We start from the raw sequence: 21,268 nt of genomic DNA on the forward strand, positions 1-21,268 counted from the left end.
AGGTAGCGGAGCAGATCCGGCCGCCTCAGCCCACCGCCGCGGTGATCGCGTCGTCGCTGATTCCGAGCAGGCGACGACGCGCCTGCGGATCCATGGCCTGTGGGTGCGGACGGCTCTGCCCGGTGCCGTTGAAGTACCGGCCTGTCGTCTGGGACAGGACCGGATCGCAGATCAGCCGCAGGGTCGCGTCCGCACCTTCGGCGACAGTGCTGATCGGCGTAACACCGGATTCCATCACCATGGTCGTCGCCATGAGGGTGGCCGGGTGCAGGGCGTTCACCGTGACGCCGGTTCCGTCGAGTTCCTCGGCGTACTCGATGGTTGCCATGATCATCGCCAGCTTGGCTCGGCAGTAAGCGGTGTACACGTCGTAGTCGTGCTCGGGGGTGGGATCGTCGAGGTCGATTTCCTGCTGCCCGGCGGAGGCTACGTTCACCACCCGCGCCGGAGCCGAGGTCCGCAGCAGCGGAAGCAGCCGCCGCGTCAGCCGATACGGGGCCAGATGGTTGACCGCCCACAGTAATTCGTTGCCGTCAGCGGTGAGTTCGCGTTTCCTGTCCGGTCGGCCGCCGGTGCCTGCATTGTTCACCAGTACATCCAATCGCGAAGTGCGGGCGATGATCTCGTCGGCCAGCCGGTCCACCTCGGTGAGTCGCGAGAGGTCGGCCAGGATGATCTGCGGAACGTGTCCGCTCGCGGCTGCTACCTCGGCGGCGACTGCTTCTGCCCGATCGGGGTTGCGTCCGTGCAGGATCAGCCGGTCTCCCGCTGCGCCGAGGCGCACCGCGAGTTCGCGGCCGAGCCCGTCCGTCGCGCCCGTGATCAGCACAGTTCGGTCGACCATGTGATCGATCACTGCTGTGCCTCCGCTGTGGCGACGAGGGTTGCCCGGCCCAGGATGTGTCCGGCGATAGTGAAGCCGAGCAGAGCCGGCGTGGTGTCGGAGGCGATCCCGATGTCATCCACATCCAGTGCGTGCACGGTCACGAAGTAGCGGTGTCTACCGTGCCCTGCCGGCGGTGCCGCACCGATGTATCGAGGTAGGCGCGCGTCGTTCGGCAATTGGAAGGCGCCGACCGGCAAACCGCTGCCCTCGTCGTCGCCGGCACCCTCGGGCAGGCTCGTGGTCGTGGCCGGGATGTCGGCCACAGCCCAGTGCCAGAAACCTGAGCCGGTCGGGGCGTCGGGGTCGTACACGGTCAGGGCGTAGCTCTTGGTGCCTGCTGGGGCACCACTCCAACTCAGTTGCGGAGAGACGTCTTTGCCGCCAGGAGCACCCAAGGACCACTGTGCAGGTGGCCAGGCGGCGCCGTCACGCACCGTGGTGCTCGTGACCGTGAATGCGACTACCTCGGGGAGGCGGGCGAAGGGATTGTTTGCGCTCTTCATGTCGTGCCTTTCAAGCCGTGCCGGATACGCAAGATCGACGATATCACAAATAATCGATTATCTGCCGAACCGTCTATGATCGGATCATGACTCGTGCAGTCCACACTCCGCCCCCGCCGGCGAAACAGATGCTCTCCGAGCAGGTCTACGCACACTTGCGGAACGCGATCATGCGTGGCGAGTACGCACCCGGTGACGCGCTCAAGCCGCAGGATCTCGCCAGTCGACACGGCGTGAGCCTGGCTGTGGTGCGTGAGGCGCTGGTGCGGCTGGTCGGTGACGGCCTGGCCGAACGGCTGACCAATCGCGGTTTCGCGGTGCCTGCCTTTTCCGATCACCGCTTGCAGCAGATCGGCGAGGCCCGCCGGGCGATCGAGCCGGTCCTGCTACGCATGTCGATCGAACGTGGTGACGTCAGCTGGGAGGGCGAAGTCCGAGCTGCCCACCACCGCTTGGCGCGCACACCGGCATTCACCCCGGAAGACGGCGAGTACTACAGCGAGGCATGGGCGCAGGCCCATCGGGTGTTCCATCGCACGCTCTTGGAAGGGTGCGGCAACCCGGTGTTGCTGGAAACCTTCGACCGGCTGTGGGTCGCGAGCGAGCTGGCCCGCCGTTGGTCGACACACCGTAACCCTGAGCGCGACGGCCTCGACGAGCATCGCCGATTGGAGGAGGCGGCGCTGGCCCGTGACCCCGACACCGCCGCCGCCTTGCTGACTCACCACCTCACCCTGACGACGGCCGCACTGGCAGAGCAGGAAGGCTGAGACGCGAAAGCGCGGGCTGCCATGTCGGAGCCCGCGCATTCGTAATTTCCGCGGCGCACTGTTTCCGCGGCTCAGTGGCTAGCGCTGGGTGCTGCCCGCGTCGATGGGCAGCGTCACCGCCGTGATGTAGCGGCCTTCGTCCGAGGCCAGGAACAGTGCGGCGTTGGCGATGTCGACCGGTTCGACCCACGGGATGGGCAGCATGTTCATCGTCACGGCCGCCTCGGCGAATTCCTCGCGGGTGGGATGCTCACGGTCGGGCCGGAACACCTTGCGCACCATGTCGTTCTGGATCATCGGGGTGTCGACATTGGTCGGATGCACCGAGTTCACCCGGACATGGTGCGGGGCGAGCTCTTTCGCGAGCGACCGCATCAGCCCCACCACGCCGTGTTTGGCGGCGGTGTAGTGCGCGACGCCGACCAGCCCGCGCAGTCCGGCGATCGAGCTGGTCAGGATCATCGCACCGCCGCCGCGAGCGATCAGGTGCGGGGTGGCGGCCTTGCACGTCTGCCACACGCCCGTCAGGTTGATGTCGATCATCGTCTGCCACTGCTGTTCGGTGAGCTCCAGTGCGCCACCGCTGGAACTGATTCCCGCTGTGGCGCAGACGATATCGAGGCCGCCCAGCTCATCGACGCCTGCGTCGACGGCGGCCCGCAGCGCCGCACCGTCGCGGACGTCGACGGTGGCGGCGACGATCCGCGCGCCGGTCGCCTCGACCGCGCGCACGGTCTCGGCGAGGTCGTCGTGGGTCGCTCCCGGCGACACCACGGTCTCGACCGGCTCGCAGATGTCGACCGCGATGATGTCGGCGCCTTCCTCGGCCAGCCGGATGGCCTGTGCGCGGCCGATGCCGCGCGCGGCGCCGGTGATCAGCGCGATCTTGCCCGAAACCCGTCCCATGTCACACCTTCTGAGTAAGTCCGGCATCCACCACGAGCTGGATTCCCGTCACGTAACGGGACTCGTCGGATGCGAGGAAGAGCACGGCATTGCTGATGTCGACCGGATCCACCCACGGCACGGGGAGAATCGTGCGGCGGGCCAGCGCCTCCGCCGCGTCCTGCCGAGTCGGATTCGGCAGGTCGGGGCGCAGTTTGGCGTACACCGCGTCGTTGAGGATCATCGGTGTGGCGACCGAGCCGGGGTGCACCGTGTTCACCCGGATCCCGCGCGGGCCGAGCTCGTTGGCCAGGGTGCGGGCCAACCCGACCACGGCGTGCTTGCTCGCCGAGTAGTGCGCGGCGGCCGCCGCACCGACGATGCCGCTGGTGGAGCTCACGATCACGACCGAGCCGCCGTCGCTCAGCGCCGGAACGGCGGCGCGCACGGTGTGCCACGTGCCGGTGAGGTTGATGTCGATGGTGCGCTGCCAGGCCTGGTCCGACAGTTCCCAGGACAGGCCGAGGTCGCTGTAGATCCCGGCGTTGGCCACGATCACATCGAGGCGGCCCAGTGCGGCGACGCCATCTGCGACCGCGGCGTCCAGGGACGCTTGGTCGCGCACGTCGGCGACGCCGGTGACGCACAGGCGCCCCGTTGTCTCCACTTCCTTTGCCGTCTCGGCCAATTCGGCCGCGGCTGCTTCGATGTCGAGTGCGATGATGTCGGCGCCTTCCTCGGCCAGCCGACGGCAATGGGCGCGGCCCATTCCCCCGGCCGCGCCGGTCACCAGCGCGACGGTGTTCTGCATGCGGTTCATCGGGTGCCCCCGGAGAATCTGGTGTCCACGAGCCCGACGCTAGGGTTCGCGCCCGGCGCATCCGCCCTGGTCTTCCCGGTCAGCGGGCAGTGCGCGGCGATCTCCCGGCCACCGGGAGCCATGGGGTCCGCGACGCCGGCGAGCCTGCGACGGTTGCTCCGCAACGCCGGTTCTGTGATCGAGGAGGACACCAGTGACGAGGGCGACTGTCGACGTTCCGCGTGGCTCGCGGGTGGTGACGCTGCGGGTGTCCGCGGTGATCGAGGAGACCGCGGACGCGCGCTCGCTGGTGTTCGATGTGCCCGATGCGGTCGCCGACCGTTTCGCCTACCGGCCGGGCCAGTTCCTCACCGTGCGTATCCCGAGCGAGCGGACCGCGCCGGTGGCGCGCTGCTACTCGCTGGCGAGCTCGCCGTTCACGGGTGATCCGCCGCAGGTCACGGTGAAGCGCACGGCCGGTGGTTACGGCTCGAATTGGTTGTGCGACAACGTCTCCGTCGGCGATATGCTCGACGTGCTGCCGCCGCAAGGAAGCTTCACCCCGACCTCCCTCGACACCGATCTGCTGTTGTGGGCCGCCGGTAGCGGCATCACGCCGGTGATGTCGATTCTGCGGTCCGCCCTCGCGCACGGCACGGGCCGGGTGGTCCTGTTCTACGCCAATCGCGAGCAGGAATCGGTCATCTTCGCCGATGCCCTGCGCGACCTGCTCGCACGGTATCCGGGTCGAATTACCGTGGCGCACTGGCTCGAATCGCTCCAAGGCCTACCCACCACCGCACAGCTGGCCGAGTTCGCCGCGCCGTATTCGGCCTTCGAGTCGTTCGTGTGTGGGCCCGGCCCGTTCATGTCGGCGGTGACCGAGGCGCTGTCCGGGGCCGGGTGGCCGCGCGAGCGCGTCACCACCGAGGTGTTCGTGTCGCTGTCCGGAGATCCCTTCGCCGAGCCCGAGCCACTCGACCCCGCCGACACCGAGGACGCCGCGCACGTGGAGGTGGAGCTCGACGGCGCGGTGCACGCGCTGAGCTGGCCGCGCTCGCGCACCCTCGTCGACGTGATGCTCGCCGACGGACTCGATGTCCCCTATTCCTGCCGCGAAGGCGAATGCGGTTCGTGTGCGTGCACCGTCGTCGACGGCGAGGTCACCATGACCAACGCGGCGATCCTCGATCAGGACGACATCGACGCCGGGTACGCCCTGGCCTGCCAGGCCCGCCCGCGCACCGACCAGGTCCGTATCCGCTTCTGAGGCGAAAGGTGTGCTGTGGCAACCGATACCGCGCGATCCGAGGTCGGATTCGGCTCGGACCGTGGGCCGGTGCTCGCCTCGCTGATGCTCGCCACCGGACTCGTCGCGCTCGATTCGACGATCCTGGCGACCGCGGTGCTGTCGATCACCGACAGTCTCGGCGATTTCACGCTGTTCCCGTGGCTGTTCACGATCTATCTGCTCGCCCAGGCGATCACCGTGCCGATCTACGGCGCGCTCGCCGACATGTTCGGTCGCAAGCCGGTGATGCTGTTCGGCATCGCGGTGTTCGCGGTCGGCTCGCTGCTGTGTGGGCTGGCGAGCAGCATGCTCGCGTTGATCGTGTTCCGCGCCGTCCAGGGCATCGGTGCCGGTGCGATTCAGCCGACGACCATGGTTATCGCGGGTGATCTGTACACGCTGGCCGAACGTGCCACTGTCCAGGGGTATCTGGCCGGGGTGTGGGCGATGGCGTCGGTGACGGGCCCGCTGCTCGGTGGCATCTGCGCCGACTACCTGGGCTGGCGGTGGATCTTCCTGGTCAACCTGCCGCTGGCGGCGCTGGCCGCGTGGATGCTGGTCCGCAATTTCCACGAGTCCGTGCCCCGGCGTCACCGCAGGGTCGACTACGCGGGTGCGGTTCTGCTGACGCTCGGTACGGGGGCGCTGGTGCTCGGGCTGCTCGAGGGCGGTCACGCCTGGGCGTGGGGGTCGCCGGTCGGCTTCACGGTGTTCGGGTGCGCGGCACTGTCGCTCGCGTTGTTCGTTGTCGTCGAATCACGTGCTACGCACCCGATTCTGCCGCTGTGGGTGTTCACCCGGCGGGTGGTGATCGCGAGCTGTGTCGCCGCGATGCTGGGCGGGGCGCTGCTGTTCGGGTTCACGACGTATGTGCCGATGTTCAATCAGGGCGTACTCGGTACGAGCGCTCTGGTCGCGGGGCTCGTCACCGGCGCCCTCACTCTCGGCTGGCCGTTGGCGGCCGCTCAGGCCGGGAAGGTGTATCTGCGCTTCGGGTTTCGCACCTGTGCCGTGCTCGGCAGTACCGTCGCGGCGATCGGCGCGGCGACGACGCTGTCGCTCGATGAGACGTCGGCGCTGTGGCAGGTCGCGGCCTCGTGTTTCGTGGTCGGCGCGGGCATGGGGCTGGTGGCCACACCCACGCTCATCGCGGCGCAGACGAGCGCGCGGTGGACCGAACGCGGCGTCGTCACCTCGGCGAATCTGTTCGCGCGTTCGCTCGGCAGCGCGGTGGGGGTCGCCGCGTTCGGTGCGGTTGTCAACGCGCGCCTCGGTGACGTGGATGTGCCTTCGCCGCAATCACTTTCGGCCGCAGTACACCTCGTGTTCGCTACCATCGTGGTGATGACCGTCGTGCTGGTGGCCGCGTGCGCGACGATCCCCGGGCGGCCCTCACAATTTCCTGTCCATCCAGCGGGAGGGCCCGTCGCTGTGCACGGTCTCGACGACGAGCATGGGGTGGAATCACCAGAAGAGAAGAGGGAGCCAGGATGCTGACAACCAGCGTGCGCGCCGAACTCGCCGCCGAACTGGCGCGGGCGGAGCTGGATCGGGTGGCCGTGTCCCCCATTGTCGACCGGTATCCGGACATCGATGTAGTGGACGCGTACGAGGTCCAGCTGCTCAATATCCGGCGCAGGCTGGATGACGGCGGGAAGGTCGTCGGGCACAAGGTAGGGCTGTCGTCACTGGCGATGCAGCAGATGATGGGCGTCGACGAGCCCGACTACGGTCACCTGCTCGCCGACATGGAGGTCTTCGAAGACGTCCCCGTTCAGACCTCGAAGTTCCTGCTGCCCCGGGTGGAGGTCGAGGTCGGGTTCATCCTCGGCGCCGATCTGCCCGGTGAGGACTGCACCGAAGCCGACGTGCTCGCCGCGACCGTCGCCTACGCGCCGTCGATCGAGTTGATCGACTCCCGGATCACCGACTGGAAGATCGGCTTGGCCGACACCATCTCCGACAACGCCTCCTCGGCGGGGTTCGTCCTCGGCAAGGAACGCGTCGCTCCCGGCGACATCGACATCACCGCGATCGACGCCGTGCTCACCCGCAACGGTGACGTCATCGCCGAAGGCCGCAGCGACGCGGTACTCGGCGATCCGGTGATCGCGGTGGCCTGGCTGGCCCGCAAGGTCGCGACCTTCGGGGTGCGGCTCAAAGCCGGTGACATCGTGTTGCCCGGTTCCTGCACCCGCGCCATCGACGCTCGACCCGGCGACGATTTCCTCGCCGACTTCACCGGACTCGGCTCCGTCCGTCTGTCGTTCGCCTGAGCCGACCCCACCCTGTCGGCCTGCCCGGCCGCATTCCTCGAGGAGGCAACCGTGTCCAACGGTACCGTCACCGCCGCGATCGTCGGATCCGGCAACATCAGCACCGACCTGCTCTACAAACTCCTGCGCTCGGAAGCCATCGAACCCCGCTGGATGATCGGCATCGACCCCGACAGCGAAGGCCTCAAACGCGCCCGCGGGCTCGGCCTGGAAACCTCCGCCGAAGGCGTCGACTGGCTCCTCGCCCAGGACACCAAACCCGACATGGTCTTCGAAGCCACCTCGGCCTACGTCCACCGCGCCGCCGCACCCCGATACGCCGAACTCGGCATCCGCGCCATCGACCTCACCCCCGCCGCCGTGGGTCCGGCCGTGGTTCCACCGGTCAACCTGGCCTCACTGCTGGAAGCGCCGAACGTCAACATGATCACCTGCGGTGGGCAGGCCACGATCCCGATCGTCGCCGCCGTCTCCCGCGTCGTTCCGGTGCCCTACGCCGAAATCGTTGCCTCGGTTTCGTCGAATTCCGCAGGCCCGGGCACTCGGGCGAATATCGACGAGTTCACCAAGACCACCAGCCGTGGTGTGGAAACCATCGGTGGTGCTCAGCGTGGCAAGGCGATCATCATCCTGAACCCCGCCGAGCCGCCGATGATCATGCGCGACACCATCTTCTGCGCCATTCCCGACGACGCCGACCACGACGCGATCACCGCATCGATCCACCAGATGGTGGCCGATATCCAGCAGTATGTGCCCGGCTACCGCCTGCTCAACGAACCCCAGTTCGACGAGCCCTCTGTCGTTTCCGGTGGGCTGGCGAAGGTATCGGTGTTCGTCGAGGTCGAAGGCGCAGGCGACTTCTTGCCGCCCTACGCGGGCAACCTCGACATCATGACCGCCGCCGCGACCCGCGTCGGTGAGGTCGTGGCCGAACAGATCCTGGCCCTGCGGCCGCCGCAGACGAGCCGGGCGTAAGGAGACTCGACCATGCCATTCTCTGCCGAACTCGACATCCGGATCACCGACACTTCCCTGCGTGACGGCTCCCACCACAAACGCCACCAATTCACCGCCACAGAGGTCCGCGATATCGTCGCCGCCCTCGACGGTGCCGGTGTCCCCGTTATCGAAGTCACCCACGGTGACGGACTCGGTGGTTCCTCGTTCAACTACGGGTTCTCCAAAACCCCCGAACAGGAACTCATCACGATCGCCGCCCAGACAGCCAAGAACGCCAAGATCGCGTTCCTCATGCTGCCCGGCGTCGGCGTCAAAGAAGACATCAAGATCTCCCAGGACAACGGCGCCTCCATCTGCCGGATCGCGACCCACTGCACCGAAGCCGACGTCTCCATCCAGCACTTCGGCTTCGCCCGCGACCTCGGCCTGGAAACCGTGGGGTTCTTGATGATGTCGCACACCCAACCCCCCGAAGTACTGGCCAAGCAGGCCCGGATCATGGCCGACGCAGGCTGCCAGTGCGTCTACATCGTCGACTCCGCCGGCGCCCTTGTCCTGGAACAGGTCTCCGACCGCGTTGCCGCTGTCGTCGCCGAACTCGGCACCGACGCCCAAGTCGGATTCCACGGCCACGAGAACCTCGGCCTGGCCGTCGCGAACTCCGTCTACGCCGTCCGAGCGGGCGCCACCCAGATCGACGGCTCCACCCGCCGTTTCGGTGCGGGCGCGGGTAACACCCCGGTCGAGGCGTTCGTCGGGGTCGCCGACAAACTCGGCATCACCACCGGTGTCGACTTCTTCGCGATCGCCGACGCGGCCGAGGATGTCGTCCGCCCGGCCATGCCGCAGGAGTGCTTGCTGGATCGCCAGTCCCTGATGATGGGCTACGCGGGCGTGTACTCCAGCTTCCTCAAGCACGCCGAACGTCAAGCCGAACGCTACGGCGTCTCCGCCGCCCAGATGCTCGTCCGCGCGGGTAAACGCAAACTCGTCGGCGGTCAGGAAGACCAGCTCATCGATATCGCCCTGGAACTCCAGCGCGAAGCCTCTGTCACCGCCTGACACAGCACATTCACAATCATCGCCCCGCGTGAACCTCACGTGGGGCGATGGTGACTTTCCACGAAGAACGCGGCGCCGAAATGGTCTTCCTCGCGAGATCCGCTGTCCGGATGGACATTTCGCGCCGATCGGCTAGCGTCTCTGGCACGCCGTCCGGGACGAGGTCGACGTGCGATCACCGCACGCCGTGTCGGCGATGAAGTGGGGGATCATGGCCCAGCGGAGCAATCGCAGGCGACGGACCGATCAGCTGATCACGCCTGACCCCACACCGTCCGCCGGCGTGGACTACGTGCTCGTCAGCGGTGCGGTCTCCCTGCCTGTTTCGCCGGAAAGGCTGTGGGATGTCGTGTCCCAGCCGCAGCAGATCGCGTCCTGGATGTCGGAACTCCACGCCTGGACCGGCCCGGCAGCAGATCGAGTCGATGCCGGTGACGAACTCGCCGCGCAGGTCCAGCTGTTCCACATGCTCCACGACGTGCGTCTGGTCGTCACCGAATACCACCCGGCCCGAAGCTGGACGATGACGTGCAGTGCGGTGGCCGGCATCGCTGTCACCTTCACGGTGGAACTCGAGTACCTGCGTGAGGTATCCCGCGCCACGCTGCGAACCGGTCTGCACGGCACGGCGTTACGAGATGCCGATGCCGTCGTGCTTCGTCACGCGATCCAGTCGGAACTGGACTCGAACCTTCGGCAGCTGGCCGAGATCGCCAACCCCGAGGGAATCACGACCCTGCTCCCAGCGGCCGTCGGTCACCACTCGGCCCGGGATGACGCCGCCGGATTCGAGTGACGATCAGTCGTCACCCTAGGCGACGCGCGCGGGCTCCTCGACCACCGTCGGCGCCGCCACGGTCCGCGCCTGCCTGCGTCCGGTGACGAGGAACAGCACAACGAGCCCGACAGCCAGCCAGACATAGGTGTCGCCGATGATGTGCTGATCCCACGTCCACGAGGTCTCGCGGTGCTCACCGTCGGGCAGGAAACTGTGCGGTGCGATCACGAAGACGGCGGCGACGCCGACGGCCGTGGCATACCAGCCTCGGGCGCTGCTGACGGGCAGGGTGCGGGCATGGCAGACCATCGCCAGCAACGCGGGCGCGATCCAGACCCAGTGGTGCGACCACGAGATCGGCGAGAGCAACAGCGTGAAGACCGCGTTGAGGGACAGCGCGATCGCGGGGGCGTCGGCGGCCTTGCGCATCGCGGCGACGACGAGGACCAGCAGCAGAGCACCCAGCACGAGCCACAGGGCGTCGAAGGGCAGGCCGGTGATGTGGAGGCGGGCCATGACGGCCTGAATCGACTGATTGGTATGGAACGCCGAGCCGCTCAGACCCGAGACATTGCCGAGGCCACCGAACCAGTAGCGGGTGGATTCGGTGGGCAGGAACGCGAAGGACGCGATGGTGGCGATCGCCCCGGTGCCCGCGGCGGTCGCGGCGGCCTTGTAGTCCTTGCGGACCAGGAAGTAGAGAACGAAGGCGGCGGGCGTGAGTTTGATGGCGGCGGCCAGGCCGATCAGCATGCCGCGGGGATAGCGGGTTTTCGGGAGCAGGCAGTCGGTAGCGACCAGCACCATCAGCAGGAGATTGACCTGACCGAAGTCGATGGTCGAGCGGACCGGCTCCAGCAGCATCGCCAGCGGGAGCGCGCAGGCGGTCACCAGCAGGGCGGCCTGCTTGCGATCCGGGTGGTAGCGGCGGGCGACCAGATACAGCGTCCAGGCGACGGCGGCGATCGACACCACGACGTAGAGGATCTTCGCCGTGCCCCACGGCAGCAGCGCGAACGGCGCGAGCGCGATGGCCGCGAACGGCGGGTAGATGAAGGGCAGGCCGATGCCGATCGTGGTCTTGGGCAGCTGGCCGTACATGTCGGCACCGTCGCGCATCGCCTCGATGCCGAGGCGGTAGACCTGGAGATCGATGAACCCGTCGGAATAGCGCTCGAAGGGCCACAGCGGCGTCCTGACACAGACGACCGAAACAATGGTGAGCAACACCGGCACCAGCCACCATGCTCGATTGATCGGGCGTGGGGAATTCTCTTGCACGGGGTGGGTGGTGTCACTACTCATCCGCGGCGACTATACCGACTCGCGCGCGTTGCCGGGGCACCGCCCGTCGGCGGGAGTGACGTGGGCAATAGCCAGGTGGATGCCCACCGGGAGACCGCCCGCGCCGAATGCCGGGCTGGTCAGTCGCCGCGGTTGTAGCGGGTCAGGTAACCGGCCATCGCCGCGACATCTTCGTCGGTCCAGTCGGCGAAACGCGTCTGGAAGGCCTCGCGGCGGCGACGTTCGGCCTCGCCGGCGACCGTTCGGCCCGCGGGGGTGGCGTGCAGGACGTGATTGCGCCGGTTGCCGGGGTCGACGGCACGTTCGAGGTAGCCGAGCTGCTCGAGCGCGGCGACCTGCCTGCTGACGGTCGATTTGTCGAGCAGGAACTGTTCGGCCAGGTCGGTGGCCAGGCAACCGTCGCGCTCGAGGATCAGGTCGAGAATGCTGTAGGCGACCAGGCTCAGCTCGGGGTGCAGTTCGGCGGCCCGGCCGCGGGCACGCCGGGCGAAGGCGGTGAGTTCCCGCTGGATGGTGTCGACAGCCTGGGTTCTTGTGTCCCGCGCATTCATGGTTGTATCCTACAACCATATTTAGTTGCATTTACCAACTGTTTGGAGATTCCCCTCGATGACTCGCACACAGTTCCGGCACCTCGCCGGACATCTGCTGACGCCGCTGCTGATGTGCCTCGGGATGGCCTTCGCCTACCTGGGCGCGTTCCATCAGCCCGAGCCGAACAATCTGGCGCTCGCTGTCGTCGGCGACTCCCCGCAGTCGATGGTGCTGGCGCAGACGATGAAGGACAAGGGCGGCGCCGGCCTCGACATGGTCACCGTGCCCGACCGCGAAGCGGCCGTCAGCGCGCTCCAGCACCGCGAGCTCACCGGCGCCTACGTGCCCGACGCCGTGAAACCCGAACTCCTCGTCGCCACAGCGAGCTCCGATACCGGCGCGATGGCCGCGGAGGTGGCCTTCCGGTCGGTGTCCGATCATCAGGGCGTGCCGCTGGTGGTCACCGACGTGACGACCAAGGCCGGTGGTGATCCGACAGGTCAGGGCATCTTCTTCCTGCTGGTCGCGCTGAGCGTCGGCGCCTACGGCAGTGTCGCCGTGATCGGCGCCGCGGGCGCGATGTTGCGGATGCGGGTGCGCGCCGCGGTCGGTGTCGGGACGGCGCTGGTCGTGAGCCTCATCGGAGTTCTCGTGGCGGGTCCGGTATTCGGCGTGATCGACAGCGACTCGGCGAGCGTGTTCGGCATTGCCTGGCTCTACGCCTCGGGCATCATCCTGATCGGCATCGGCCTGCACACGTTCCTGAAGCGCTGGACCACGCTGGCGCTGATCACCCTGTTCGTGATGCTGAACTTCACCACCTCCGGCGGCGTCTACGGGCCCGAACTCCAGAACGGCTTCTTCGGTGCGCTGCACTCGTTCTGGAACGGCGCCGACTTCGTCGAAGGCCTGCGCGACCTGCTCTACTTCGACGGTGGCGCCGGGTTCGGTTCCCGCCTGTTCGGCCTGTTCGCCTGGCTGGCGGTCGGTGTGGTGCTCGTCGTGGTGGCCGGTCGGCACGAGGCACGCCACGCGCCGAAGCCGATCGCGCCTGCCGCGGTCGAGGAGGAGATCGGCGAGTCGGTCGCCGTCTGACACCCACGCCCGATCAGTCGGGTTACGCCCCGGCGAATCCCATTGCCCGACATCCGGACACACAGTTCCGGACCCGGTCACCAGGGGTCGCCGGGGCACTGTTGCAATCGGCGGCGATGTAGCCGAGAATCAGCCACGGCTGCGCGTAGAGGCGAGTACGGTGTAGCGCGCAACCGCGGACCGTCTGGCGCCGCGAGGGGGTTCGACAGCGGAAAGTGTGGGTGCCACCGATGAATGATCCCGGCGCGCAACGCCCTGGCGAACCGGTGCCGCTCGATCAGCGCTACCAGGGCGCCGATCCGATCGAATGGTGTGGCGCGGCGGTGTATCCGATGTACACCGAGTCGCTGCCCGCCGGGACGACGGCGGTACGTCTGCGCGCGCTGTCGGTGATGGCGCCCGAGGATGTGACGGGCCTCGGCCTGGGGCTCTCCGTCCATGACGGGCACGTGAATCTGAACGGGAAATCGCTGGCGGGCGTCGACATCTGGTCCGACGCACTCGCCGAAGGCATCGACATCTCGGTGACAGCGGACGCGCCCGACGCGCTGTTCACGCTCACACCCGTCTGGGTGGCCGAGTCGGGCACCCACCAGTCCTGGACGGGCAACTACGGCATGGTCGTCGACCTGCTCCCCGACGGGGCGTCCACGCTGTGGTGCAGCACCGGGCCCGGTACCCCCGATTTCAACGAACTCGTCGTCGAACTCAGCACGGGCCCCGCAGAACCGGCTCCCCCGGTGGTTTCCACCGAACCCGAAGCCCCCGCCGCGAAATCCGATCCCTCGCCGGACGTCTCCAGCGCACCCGCCGACCCACCGACTCCCCCGCGACCCGCCGGCCAAGGTGTCGGCGGCGCCCTCCACGATCTCGGAACCGCCATGCACGAACGCGGCGAACACGATTCGGCCCGCGCCCTGTGGACCCAGGCCGCAGAGGCAGGCCACAGCGGGGCCGCCTTCGACCTGGGCACCCTGCTCCTGCAACAAGGCGAGCGCGCCGCCGCCGAACAATGGTGGAAGGCCGCCGCCCACGACGATCCGCGGGCGGCGGCCTCCCTGTCCGCATTGTCCGAACAGCCCTAGATTGTCCGAACTGCCCTAGGGCACCTGATCCGCCAGTACGGCAACCGGTTCCGATGCGACTTCACGCAGTGGGGTGAAGTCGCGGGCGGCGATGTGTTGCGGGCGGCGCTGAGGTGCCGCGAAGGGCTCCGTCAGCGTGTTCTCCACGCTGTTGAACACCAGGAAGATGTTCGAGCGCGGGAACGGGGTGATGTTGTTCGACGAGCCGTGCATCATGTTGGAGTCGAACAGCAGCGCCGAGCCGGCCCGCCCGGTGAACTGGGTGATGCCGTAGCGGGCCGCGAGGAACGTGATGTCGTCGGCGGTCGGAATCCCGATTCGCTGCTCGCGCAACGACTCGCGATAGTGACCGCTCGGCGTTTCGCCCAGGCACGGCACGAAGGTGCGGTGTGAGCCGGGCATCAACATCAGGCTGCCGTTGAACGGGTAGTTGTCGGTCAACGCGATCGACAGACTCACCGCGCGCGGGGTCGGCATGCCGTCCTCGGCGTGCCAGGTCTCGAAATCGGAATGCCAGCCGAAACCGCTCCCACCGAAACCGGGCATGTAGTTCACCCGGGACTGATGCAGGTACACCGGCGAACCGAGGATCTGCTCGGCGAGCCCGGCGATCCGCGACTCGGCGATCAGCTCCGCGATCGGCTTGCTGAGCTGATGCACCTGGAACACCGACCGCACCTGCCCCGCCACGGGTTCCACGATCACCCGTTCGTCCCCGTAGAGCAGCGGGTCGGCCGCGAGGTGGCCGACCTCGGCGCCGAACGCGGCCACCTCGTCGGGGCTGAGCAGGTCGGGAATCGTCGCGAAGCCGTTCGCGTCGAAGCCGGCCAGCTCCGGTGAGGTGACCGGGCCCCACGCCGTCGGATCGGTGCGTTCGATATGCGGGGCAGGCTCGGACAACCGGGTCGGGTAGCGGTCGAGCTGGTCAGACACTGGCGGCATCCTCCTCGATAATCAGCGGATACACCCCGTTCTCATCGTGTACCTCGCGGCCGGTAACCGGCGGATTGAAAACACAGAGCATCCGCAGCTGGGTGCGGGCGGTCACCTGATGACGTTCGTGGCCGTCGAGCAGGTACATCGAGCCCGGGCCCAGCTCGTAGGTGGTCTCGTTGTCGAGATCGAGCAAACTGCCCTCGCCCTCGACCAACCACACCGCCTCCACGTGATTCTGGTAGTGGAACTTGTGGACGGTGCCCGCCTCGATTGTCGTCTCGTGGAAGGAGAAACCGACCTTGTCGCCGCCGAGCACGATGCGCTTGCTGCGCCAGCCCGGCCCTGCCACATCGCGTTCGGTGTCGGTGATCTCTGCAGTGGTGCGCACGATCATGCGGCACCACCACAGACGGTGTCGATCGAGGAGACCAGCACCGACAGGCCCTGATCGAGTTCGTCGCTGCCCAGCGTCAACGGCGGCAGCAGTTTCACGACCTCGTCCATCGAACCCGAGGTCTCCACCAGCAGACCCTGCTCGAAGGCGGTGCGGCACACCTTGCCCGCCTGCGACGGGTCGTCGAAGACGATGCCGTGCACCATGCCGCGGCCACGGGTGGACACCCCGGCATGTCGCTGCGCGACCGCGCTCAGCGTGCGGCCCACGTAGGCGCCGTTCTCGGCGGTGCGCTGGGCGAGCTTGTCGTCGGACCAGTACTCGCGCAGGGCGGCGGTCGCGGTGACGAAGGCGGGGTTGTTGCCGCGGAAGGTGCCGTTGTGCTCACCGGGCGCCCACTGGTCGTGCTCGGGCTTGAGCAGCACCAGCGCCATCGGCAGGCCGTAGCCGCCGATCGACTTGGACAGCGTCACGATGTCGGGGGTGATACCGGCGATCTCGAAGGAGAAGAACGGGCCGGTACGCCCGCAGCCCATCTGCACATCGTCGACGATGAGCAGGATGTCGCGCGCGGCACACAGTCCGGCCAGGTGACGCAGCCATTCTGCGCGGGCCAGGTTGACCCCGCCCTCACCCTGCACGGTCTCCACGATCACCGCGGCGGGGCGATCGAAACCCGAGGAGCTGTCGTCGAGGACGCGCTGCATCCAGCCGAAGTCCTCGATGGTGTTGTCGAAGTAGCCGTCGTAGGGCATCGGGGTGGAGTGCTCGAGCGGCACACCGGCACCGGCCCGCTTAGCGGCGTTACCGGTGACCGACAGCGCGCCGAGGGTCATGCCGTGGAAGGCGTTGGTGAAGCTCAGGATGGTCTTGCGCCCGGTGACCTTGCGGGCCAGCTTGAGCGCGGCCTCGACGGCGTTCGCGCCCGTCGGGCCGGGGAACTGCACCTTGTAGTCGAGCCCACGCGGCGAGAGCAGATTGTCGCGGATGGTTTCGAGCAGTTCGCGTTTGGCCACGGTCGACATATCGAGACCGTGGGTGATGCCATTGCTGCCGATGTATTCCAGCAGCGCCTTTTTCAGAATCGGGTTGTTGTGCCCATAGTTCAACGCGCCTGCACCCGCGAAGAAGTCGAGGTATTCGCGGCCTTGCTCGTCGCGCAACCAGGCGCCTTCGGCGGTGCTGAAGATGGCCGGCCAGTCACGGCAGTATCCGCGCACATTCGATTCCATAGCCTCGAAAATGCTGGTGTCGGTGGTCGTGATCATCGTCGTTCCTCCTGGCGCTGAGCCGGTGAAATCACATACAGCAGCTCTGCCTCGTGTGAATCGGGGAAATCGTTTTCTTCGAACAGGTCCTCGGTGCGCAAATCGGCACCGCGTTCCCGGGCCACCGCGGAGAACAGCGCATGTGAGGCGGTGTTTCCGGGTGAGATCGTGGTTTCCAAGGTGGTGATGCCCGCTTGTGCTACCGAATCGAGCAATGCGTGCAGGATGGCGCCGGCCAGGCCGCGGCCACGGCATTGCGCGTCGACGGCGATCTGCCAGACGAACAGCGTGTCCGGAGCTTCCGGACGCACATATCCGATGACGAACCCGACGGGCTGACCGTCACTTTCGGCGACGAGCGAGGTCGCACTGAAATCGCGACACCACAGCAGGTACGCGTAGCTGGAATTGACGTCGAGTACCTGCGAATCGCGAGCGATCCGCCACAGCTGAGCACCGTCGCCCAGCCGCGGATGACGCAATCTCGTTTCCGAACCAGGGCCCGCCGCACTGGCGGCCGGCTCGATGGACATGGTGGACGTTGTCATATATCTAACGTGCCCAGCCGACTTTGCGGTCTTTGTGTCGAGCTCTTTGCGGTTGTATGACGAATCGTTTACTGCGACTGCACGTCGAGGCGATACCCGAGACCACGCACGGTAACCACGATGCGCGGGTCGGACGGGTCGCGTTCGATCTTGGTACGCAGACGCCGCACGTGGACGTCGACAATGCGCTCGTCACCGAAAAAGCCCTGATCCCAGACTCTTTCGAGCAGCACGGATCGACTCAGCACCCGCCCAGGGGTTTCCGCCAATTCACACAGCAACCGGAATTCGGTGACCGTGAGGTGGATCTCCTCGGCACCGCGGCGCACCGCGCCCGCGTCGGCCGCGAGCACCAGCGGAGCGTGCGGATCGGCGTCGAGCACGGCCTCGGGGGTCGTGTCGCGGTCGGCGGTGATGCGGGCGCGACGGCGGAGCGCGCGCATCCGGGCAGTGATCTCCTTGATTTCGAACGGCTTGCTCACGAAGTCGTCGGCCCCCGCCTCCAGGGCCGCGACCACGTCGTGGGTGTCGTAACGGGTGCTGATCACGATGATCGGCACGTCGTGGTCACGACGGATCTCCCTGATGCAGTCGAAGCCGTCGGCCTCGCCGCGCATCAGGTCGACGATCATCAGATCGGGTGGCCCGTCGTTTCGCAGCCGATCGAGGGCGTCGGAGGGTACGCCTGCCTCGGCTACGGCATACCCTTCGTCTTCCATCGCGCGACGCAGGTCGCCGCGCATCTGGACATCGTCGTCCACGATCATCAGGTTCGCGCTCACTGTGCACATCCTTTGCTGACACGCCGGGCGTGTGCCGGTGCACTGGGGGGTTTCGCGTCCCCAGACCGACACGACTACCCGCCTTCGAGCTTGTTACCGATCTGTTATGTACCCAGACTCCCCCCGGCGTAAACCCGTCGTAATAATTCGCCCGGTCAACAGGCGGTTCAGCGACGCCGATCCGATGGCATAGTCGAGGGCGTGACCCCGACTTTCGCTGACATCGAAGCCGCCGCCGCGCGCATCGACGGGCTGGTTCGCCCGATCACCGTCGCACCCTCGGAACCCGGCCCGGATCCACTCTGGTTCGCGCTGGAGTTCTTGCAGTTCACCGGCACTTTCAAGGCGCGTGGCGCGCAGAATTTCGTGCGCGCGCACGCCGCTGCCGGGACGTTGCCCGCGGCGGGTGTGACGATCGCCTCGGGCGGCAACGCGGGGTTGGCGTGCGCGTGGGCGGCCCGCGAGGCGGGGGTGCCCGCGACGGTGTTTCTGCCCGAGACCGCTCCTCCGGTCAAAATCGGTCGACTTCGTGACTACGGCGCGCAGGTGCGACTGATCGGTCCGGAGTACAAACAGGCGCTGGCCGCGTGCCGGGAGTTCGCCGAGACCAGTGGTGCGCTGGCCGCCCATGCCTACGACCATCCGCTCATCGCGGCGGGCGCGGGCACGCTGATGCGCGAGATCCAGGCGCGGATACCCGATCTGGATACGGTGCTCGTCGCCGTCGGTGGCGGCGGGTTGTTCACGGGAACAGCTGTGGCCGCACAGCATTTCGGGATTCGCACGGTGGCCGTCGAACCCGAGGGCAGCCGATCGCTCAATGCCGCGCTCGAAGCCGGACACCCGGTGGACGTCACCGTCGACTCGATCGCCGCCGACTCCCTCGGCGCGCCGAACGTGTCGGCGATGGCCCTGGCCGCGGCCCAGCACCCGAGTGTGCGATCGCTGCTGGTGCCCGACGAGGCGATCCGCGCCGCCAGGCAGCAGTTGTGGGCCTCCCATCGCATCGCCGTCGAGAACGGCGCGGCCACCGCGCTGGCGGCACTGCTCGACACCGGTTCGGGCCCGGCCTATCGGCCCGAGCCCGGCGAACGAGTGTGCGTGATCCTGTGCGGGGCCAATACCGACCCGAGCGACCTCGTCTAGCCGGTTATGGCTACTTCAGAGCGGTCGCGATGCCAGCAGCGAAAAAGTGCGCGGGATCTTCGATTTCTGCTCTTCGGGGATCCGGGGCATCGAGTTGAAGTACTCATCGCGATGCTCGGTAAACCTCTCGATGCGCAGCCCCGCGTTGATCAGCGCCATGATGATCTTCGACGGGGTGCCCCTCGAAGATGTGGACCCCCCGCCGGGCGCGAGGAGCCGGGCGACGGTGCGGGCCCAGGCCGCGATGTCGAACAACCAGATGAGCGCCTCGGCCCTTACAGACGAGGTCCTTGCCTAGGCCCGAGCGATCTCGTTCAGCGGACCAGGGCGTTCTTGTCGGCGTAGTTGGTCATCGCGTTGTTCAGGCCGCGCATGGCCAGGGTGTAGCCGTACGGGAAGTAGCGCTGGCCCCAGTGGGCGAACTGGATGTCGCGGGAGGTGTACACCCAGTAGCGATTGCGCTCGACACCCTTGATCACCGCCGTGGCGGCCTGGTCGGGGGTGACGGCGTGGCGCATGAACAGGCGGATCGCCTTCTGCAGTGCGGCATTGTCACGGTCGACGCCCGCGATGTCGATGCTGTCGGCCATCGGAGTGGCCATCGCGCCGGGGCAGACCAGGCTGACGCCGATCTTGTGGCGGCGCAGGTCGAATCGCAGCACCTCGGAGACGCCGCGCAGGCCGAACTTGGTGGCGCTGTAGGGGGCGTGCCACGGTAGGCCGAAGATGCCCGCCGCCGAGGACACGTTCACCAGGTGACCGCCGCGACCCGCGCTGATCATCGGGCGCACGAACTCCTCGATGACGTGGATCGGGCCCATCAGGTTGATGTCGACGGTGCGGCGCCACTGCTGGGGGGTGAGCTTGTCGACGGTGCCCCAGGTGGCGATGCCCGCCACGTTCATGACGATGTCGACGTGGCCGACGGCCTCGAAGGTGTGGGCGGCGAGGCCGACGACCGCGGAATGGTCGCTGACGTCGGCGGCGTGCGCGAGATGCACCGTCGCGCCGGTCGCGCGCAGTTCCTCGGCGGTGGTGGCGAGCGCGTCGGCGGTGATGTCGGTCAGGACGAGAGACGCCCCTTTGGCGGCGGCCGCGAACGCCGTGGCGCGGCCGAGGCCACTGGCGGCACCGGTGATCAGGCAGGTCTTCCCGTCGAACTTCGTCATGGTCCCGACCCTACGTTTGGTGAACAGCTGCGTCTACGGTTCCGCGGTGATCGCGATGGTGGTCCAGCCGCCGACGTGGATCCGGCTGCCTTCGCCCACGGCGACCGCCTGCTGCGGAGTGATCGGTGTTTCGGCGCCGTCCAGGCTGGTCCCGTTGGTGGAACCGAGGTCGGTGATGGTGAGCGCGCCGCCCCGATCGACCTGGATCATCGCATGCGCACGGGAGACACCGATATCCGCGGGGGCGATGCCGAGGTCGATCTCGGGCACGATTCCTTGCGAGGCCGATCGTTTTCCGATCAGGAACTGATTGCCACGCAAGATGATTCGGCGTTCCGGATAGAAGTCCGGGAATTCGACACGTTCGGCATCGGGCCCCTTGCGGGCTTGGACGCGCGCGTAGAACTCGCGGTCGGCGAAGATCCGGGCGACCCACAACCTGGACCGGCCACTGTCCGGGGCCGCGCCGGTCGCGATCAGCGTCGCGTCGAACCCACCCTGATGGTCGGGTTGCGCACTCGCCCATGACGGGTCGGCCGACTCGGGCCGCATACTCGCCCGCGTCGGGTCAGCCGATGCCGGTCGGTCACCGGCTCGCGGGGTGACGGACGGTGGCGGCAGGGCCGAGTCGTGGCCGCATCCCTCGCAGAAGCGGCCGCTGGTCGGCGCGTGGCAGTGGGGGCACAGGCGCAGGTCCGCCGGATCGGGCGCGGGCGCACCGCCGAGTGCCGATCCGCACACATCGCAGTAGTCGGTCGACAGCGACTGGTGTCCATCCGCGCACATCGGCATG

Annotated in this window: 24 protein-coding genes; 10 read left to right on the top strand and 14 right to left on the bottom strand. The window is 67.5% G+C overall.

Annotated elements, in window-relative coordinates:
- Positions 1–25: 25 nt before the first annotated feature.
- Both ACFWPX_RS04335 and ACFWPX_RS04340 read right to left on the bottom strand, forming a co-directional pair.
- Positions 26–844 (bottom strand): SDR family NAD(P)-dependent oxidoreductase, encoded by an 819-nt coding sequence (locus ACFWPX_RS04335; protein WP_378925952.1) that lies wholly within the window; start codon positions 842–844, stop codon positions 26–28.
- An 8-nt stretch (positions 845–852) separates the two neighbouring features.
- Entirely contained in the window at positions 853–1,389 is a 537-nt protein-coding gene (locus tag ACFWPX_RS04340; protein WP_378925954.1) for a YbhB/YbcL family Raf kinase inhibitor-like protein, read from the bottom strand.
- 86 nt (positions 1,390–1,475) lie between these two features.
- On the opposite strand from ACFWPX_RS04340, the gene ACFWPX_RS04345 reads away from it, so the two are divergent.
- A complete protein-coding gene (locus tag ACFWPX_RS04345; protein WP_378925957.1) occupies positions 1,476–2,159 on the top strand; it encodes a GntR family transcriptional regulator in 684 nt (227 codons plus the stop codon).
- Positions 2,160–2,237: 78 nt separating this feature from the next.
- Here the strand turns inward: ACFWPX_RS04345 and ACFWPX_RS04350 are convergent, their stop codons facing one another.
- Both ACFWPX_RS04350 and ACFWPX_RS04355 read right to left on the bottom strand, forming a co-directional pair.
- Positions 2,238–3,065 (bottom strand): mycofactocin-coupled SDR family oxidoreductase, encoded by an 828-nt coding sequence (locus tag ACFWPX_RS04350; protein WP_378914252.1) that lies wholly within the window; start codon positions 3,063–3,065, stop codon positions 2,238–2,240.
- A 1-nt stretch (position 3,066) separates the two neighbouring features.
- A complete protein-coding gene (locus tag ACFWPX_RS04355; RefSeq protein WP_378925959.1) occupies positions 3,067–3,864 on the bottom strand; it encodes a mycofactocin-coupled SDR family oxidoreductase in 798 nt (265 codons plus the stop codon).
- Between the two features lie 193 nt (positions 3,865–4,057).
- Here ACFWPX_RS04355 and ACFWPX_RS04360 point away from each other — a divergent pair, with 193 nt between their 5' ends.
- From ACFWPX_RS04360 to ACFWPX_RS04385, 6 genes are all read left to right on the top strand, one after another.
- Positions 4,058–5,113: a 2Fe-2S iron-sulfur cluster-binding protein gene (locus tag ACFWPX_RS04360; protein WP_378925961.1), complete on the top strand. Its 1,056-nt coding sequence runs from the start codon at positions 4,058–4,060 to the stop codon at positions 5,111–5,113.
- A 15-nt stretch (positions 5,114–5,128) separates the two neighbouring features.
- A complete protein-coding gene (locus tag ACFWPX_RS04365) occupies positions 5,129–6,631 on the top strand; it encodes an MDR family MFS transporter (RefSeq protein WP_378925963.1) in 1,503 nt (500 codons plus the stop codon).
- Positions 6,625–7,410: a 2-keto-4-pentenoate hydratase gene (locus ACFWPX_RS04370; protein WP_378925965.1), complete on the top strand. Its 786-nt coding sequence runs from the start codon at positions 6,625–6,627 to the stop codon at positions 7,408–7,410. The genes ACFWPX_RS04365 and ACFWPX_RS04370 overlap by 7 nt, the downstream gene beginning before the upstream one ends.
- A 51-nt stretch (positions 7,411–7,461) precedes the next feature.
- A complete protein-coding gene (locus ACFWPX_RS04375) occupies positions 7,462–8,388 on the top strand; it encodes an acetaldehyde dehydrogenase (acetylating) (RefSeq protein WP_378925967.1) in 927 nt (308 codons plus the stop codon).
- Between the two features lie 12 nt (positions 8,389–8,400).
- Positions 8,401–9,435, top strand: coding sequence for a 4-hydroxy-2-oxovalerate aldolase (gene dmpG, locus ACFWPX_RS04380; RefSeq protein WP_378925969.1), 1,035 nt, complete (start codon positions 8,401–8,403; stop codon positions 9,433–9,435).
- Positions 9,436–9,604: 169 nt separating this feature from the next.
- Complete coding sequence (locus ACFWPX_RS04385) at positions 9,605–10,231, top strand: SRPBCC family protein (RefSeq protein WP_378925972.1); 627 nt, start codon at positions 9,605–9,607, stop codon at positions 10,229–10,231.
- 15 nt (positions 10,232–10,246) lie between these two features.
- Here ACFWPX_RS04385 and ACFWPX_RS04390 read toward each other — a convergent pair whose 3' ends face one another.
- Together ACFWPX_RS04390 and ACFWPX_RS04395 are read right to left on the bottom strand one after the other, a co-directional pair.
- Positions 10,247–11,518 carry a glycosyltransferase 87 family protein gene (locus ACFWPX_RS04390; RefSeq protein ID WP_378925975.1) on the bottom strand — a complete coding sequence of 424 codons (1,272 nt, stop codon included), beginning with the start codon at positions 11,516–11,518 and terminating at the stop codon, positions 10,247–10,249.
- A gap of 119 nt (positions 11,519–11,637) precedes the next feature.
- Entirely contained in the window at positions 11,638–12,069 is a 432-nt protein-coding gene (locus tag ACFWPX_RS04395; protein ID WP_378925976.1) for a MarR family winged helix-turn-helix transcriptional regulator, read from the bottom strand.
- A gap of 58 nt (positions 12,070–12,127) precedes the next feature.
- Here ACFWPX_RS04395 and ACFWPX_RS04400 point away from each other — a divergent pair, with 58 nt between their 5' ends.
- Positions 12,128–13,147 (top strand): hypothetical protein, encoded by a 1,020-nt coding sequence (locus tag ACFWPX_RS04400; RefSeq protein WP_378925978.1) that lies wholly within the window; start codon positions 12,128–12,130, stop codon positions 13,145–13,147.
- Between the two features lie 230 nt (positions 13,148–13,377).
- Positions 13,378–14,232, top strand: a complete 855-nt coding sequence (locus ACFWPX_RS04405; protein WP_378925981.1) for a hypothetical protein — start codon at positions 13,378–13,380, stop codon at positions 14,230–14,232.
- A gap of 15 nt (positions 14,233–14,247) precedes the next feature.
- Here the strand turns inward: ACFWPX_RS04405 and thpD are convergent, their stop codons facing one another.
- The 5 genes from thpD to ACFWPX_RS04430 form a co-directional block, all read right to left on the bottom strand.
- The gene (gene thpD / locus ACFWPX_RS04410; protein WP_378925983.1) at positions 14,248–15,174 is read right to left on the bottom strand and encodes an ectoine hydroxylase; all 927 of its coding nucleotides are present in this window, start codon (positions 15,172–15,174) and stop codon (positions 14,248–14,250) included.
- On the bottom strand, positions 15,158–15,562 hold the full coding sequence (locus tag ACFWPX_RS04415; RefSeq protein WP_378914264.1) for an ectoine synthase: 405 nt from the start codon (positions 15,560–15,562) through the stop codon (positions 15,158–15,160). The genes thpD and ACFWPX_RS04415 overlap by 17 nt, the downstream gene beginning before the upstream one ends.
- The gene (gene ectB, locus ACFWPX_RS04420; RefSeq protein WP_378914327.1) at positions 15,559–16,827 is read right to left on the bottom strand and encodes a diaminobutyrate--2-oxoglutarate transaminase; all 1,269 of its coding nucleotides are present in this window, start codon (positions 16,825–16,827) and stop codon (positions 15,559–15,561) included. Before ectB ends, ACFWPX_RS04415 begins: the two co-directional genes overlap by 4 nt.
- Positions 16,827–17,378: a diaminobutyrate acetyltransferase gene (gene ectA, locus ACFWPX_RS04425; protein ID WP_378914265.1), complete on the bottom strand. Its 552-nt coding sequence runs from the start codon at positions 17,376–17,378 to the stop codon at positions 16,827–16,829. Before ectA ends, ectB begins: the two co-directional genes overlap by 1 nt.
- A gap of 68 nt (positions 17,379–17,446) precedes the next feature.
- Positions 17,447–18,160: a response regulator transcription factor gene (locus ACFWPX_RS04430; RefSeq protein ID WP_378914266.1), complete on the bottom strand. Its 714-nt coding sequence runs from the start codon at positions 18,158–18,160 to the stop codon at positions 17,447–17,449.
- 201 nt (positions 18,161–18,361) lie between these two features.
- On the opposite strand from ACFWPX_RS04430, the gene ACFWPX_RS04435 reads away from it, so the two are divergent.
- Positions 18,362–19,306 (top strand): threonine/serine dehydratase, encoded by a 945-nt coding sequence (locus ACFWPX_RS04435; protein WP_378925985.1) that lies wholly within the window; start codon positions 18,362–18,364, stop codon positions 19,304–19,306.
- A gap of 15 nt (positions 19,307–19,321) precedes the next feature.
- Here ACFWPX_RS04435 and ACFWPX_RS04440 read toward each other — a convergent pair whose 3' ends face one another.
- Genes ACFWPX_RS04440 through ACFWPX_RS04450 form a run of 3 tightly spaced genes read right to left on the bottom strand, consistent with a single transcriptional unit; the run spans position 19,322 to position 21,267 of the window.
- Positions 19,322–19,561 (bottom strand): hypothetical protein, encoded by a 240-nt coding sequence (locus tag ACFWPX_RS04440; protein ID WP_378925987.1) that lies wholly within the window; start codon positions 19,559–19,561, stop codon positions 19,322–19,324.
- 59 nt (positions 19,562–19,620) lie between these two features.
- Complete coding sequence (locus tag ACFWPX_RS04445; RefSeq protein ID WP_378914268.1) at positions 19,621–20,475, bottom strand: SDR family oxidoreductase; 855 nt, start codon at positions 20,473–20,475, stop codon at positions 19,621–19,623.
- A gap of 33 nt (positions 20,476–20,508) precedes the next feature.
- Positions 20,509–21,267, bottom strand: a complete 759-nt coding sequence (locus ACFWPX_RS04450) for an FHA domain-containing protein (RefSeq protein WP_378925990.1) — start codon at positions 21,265–21,267, stop codon at positions 20,509–20,511.
- Between the last annotated feature and the right edge of the window lies 1 nt (position 21,268).

Origin of the sequence: Nocardia sp. NPDC058518, from assembly GCF_042719655.1 — a bacterium.
GTDB lineage: Bacteria > Actinomycetota > Actinomycetes > Mycobacteriales > Mycobacteriaceae > Nocardia.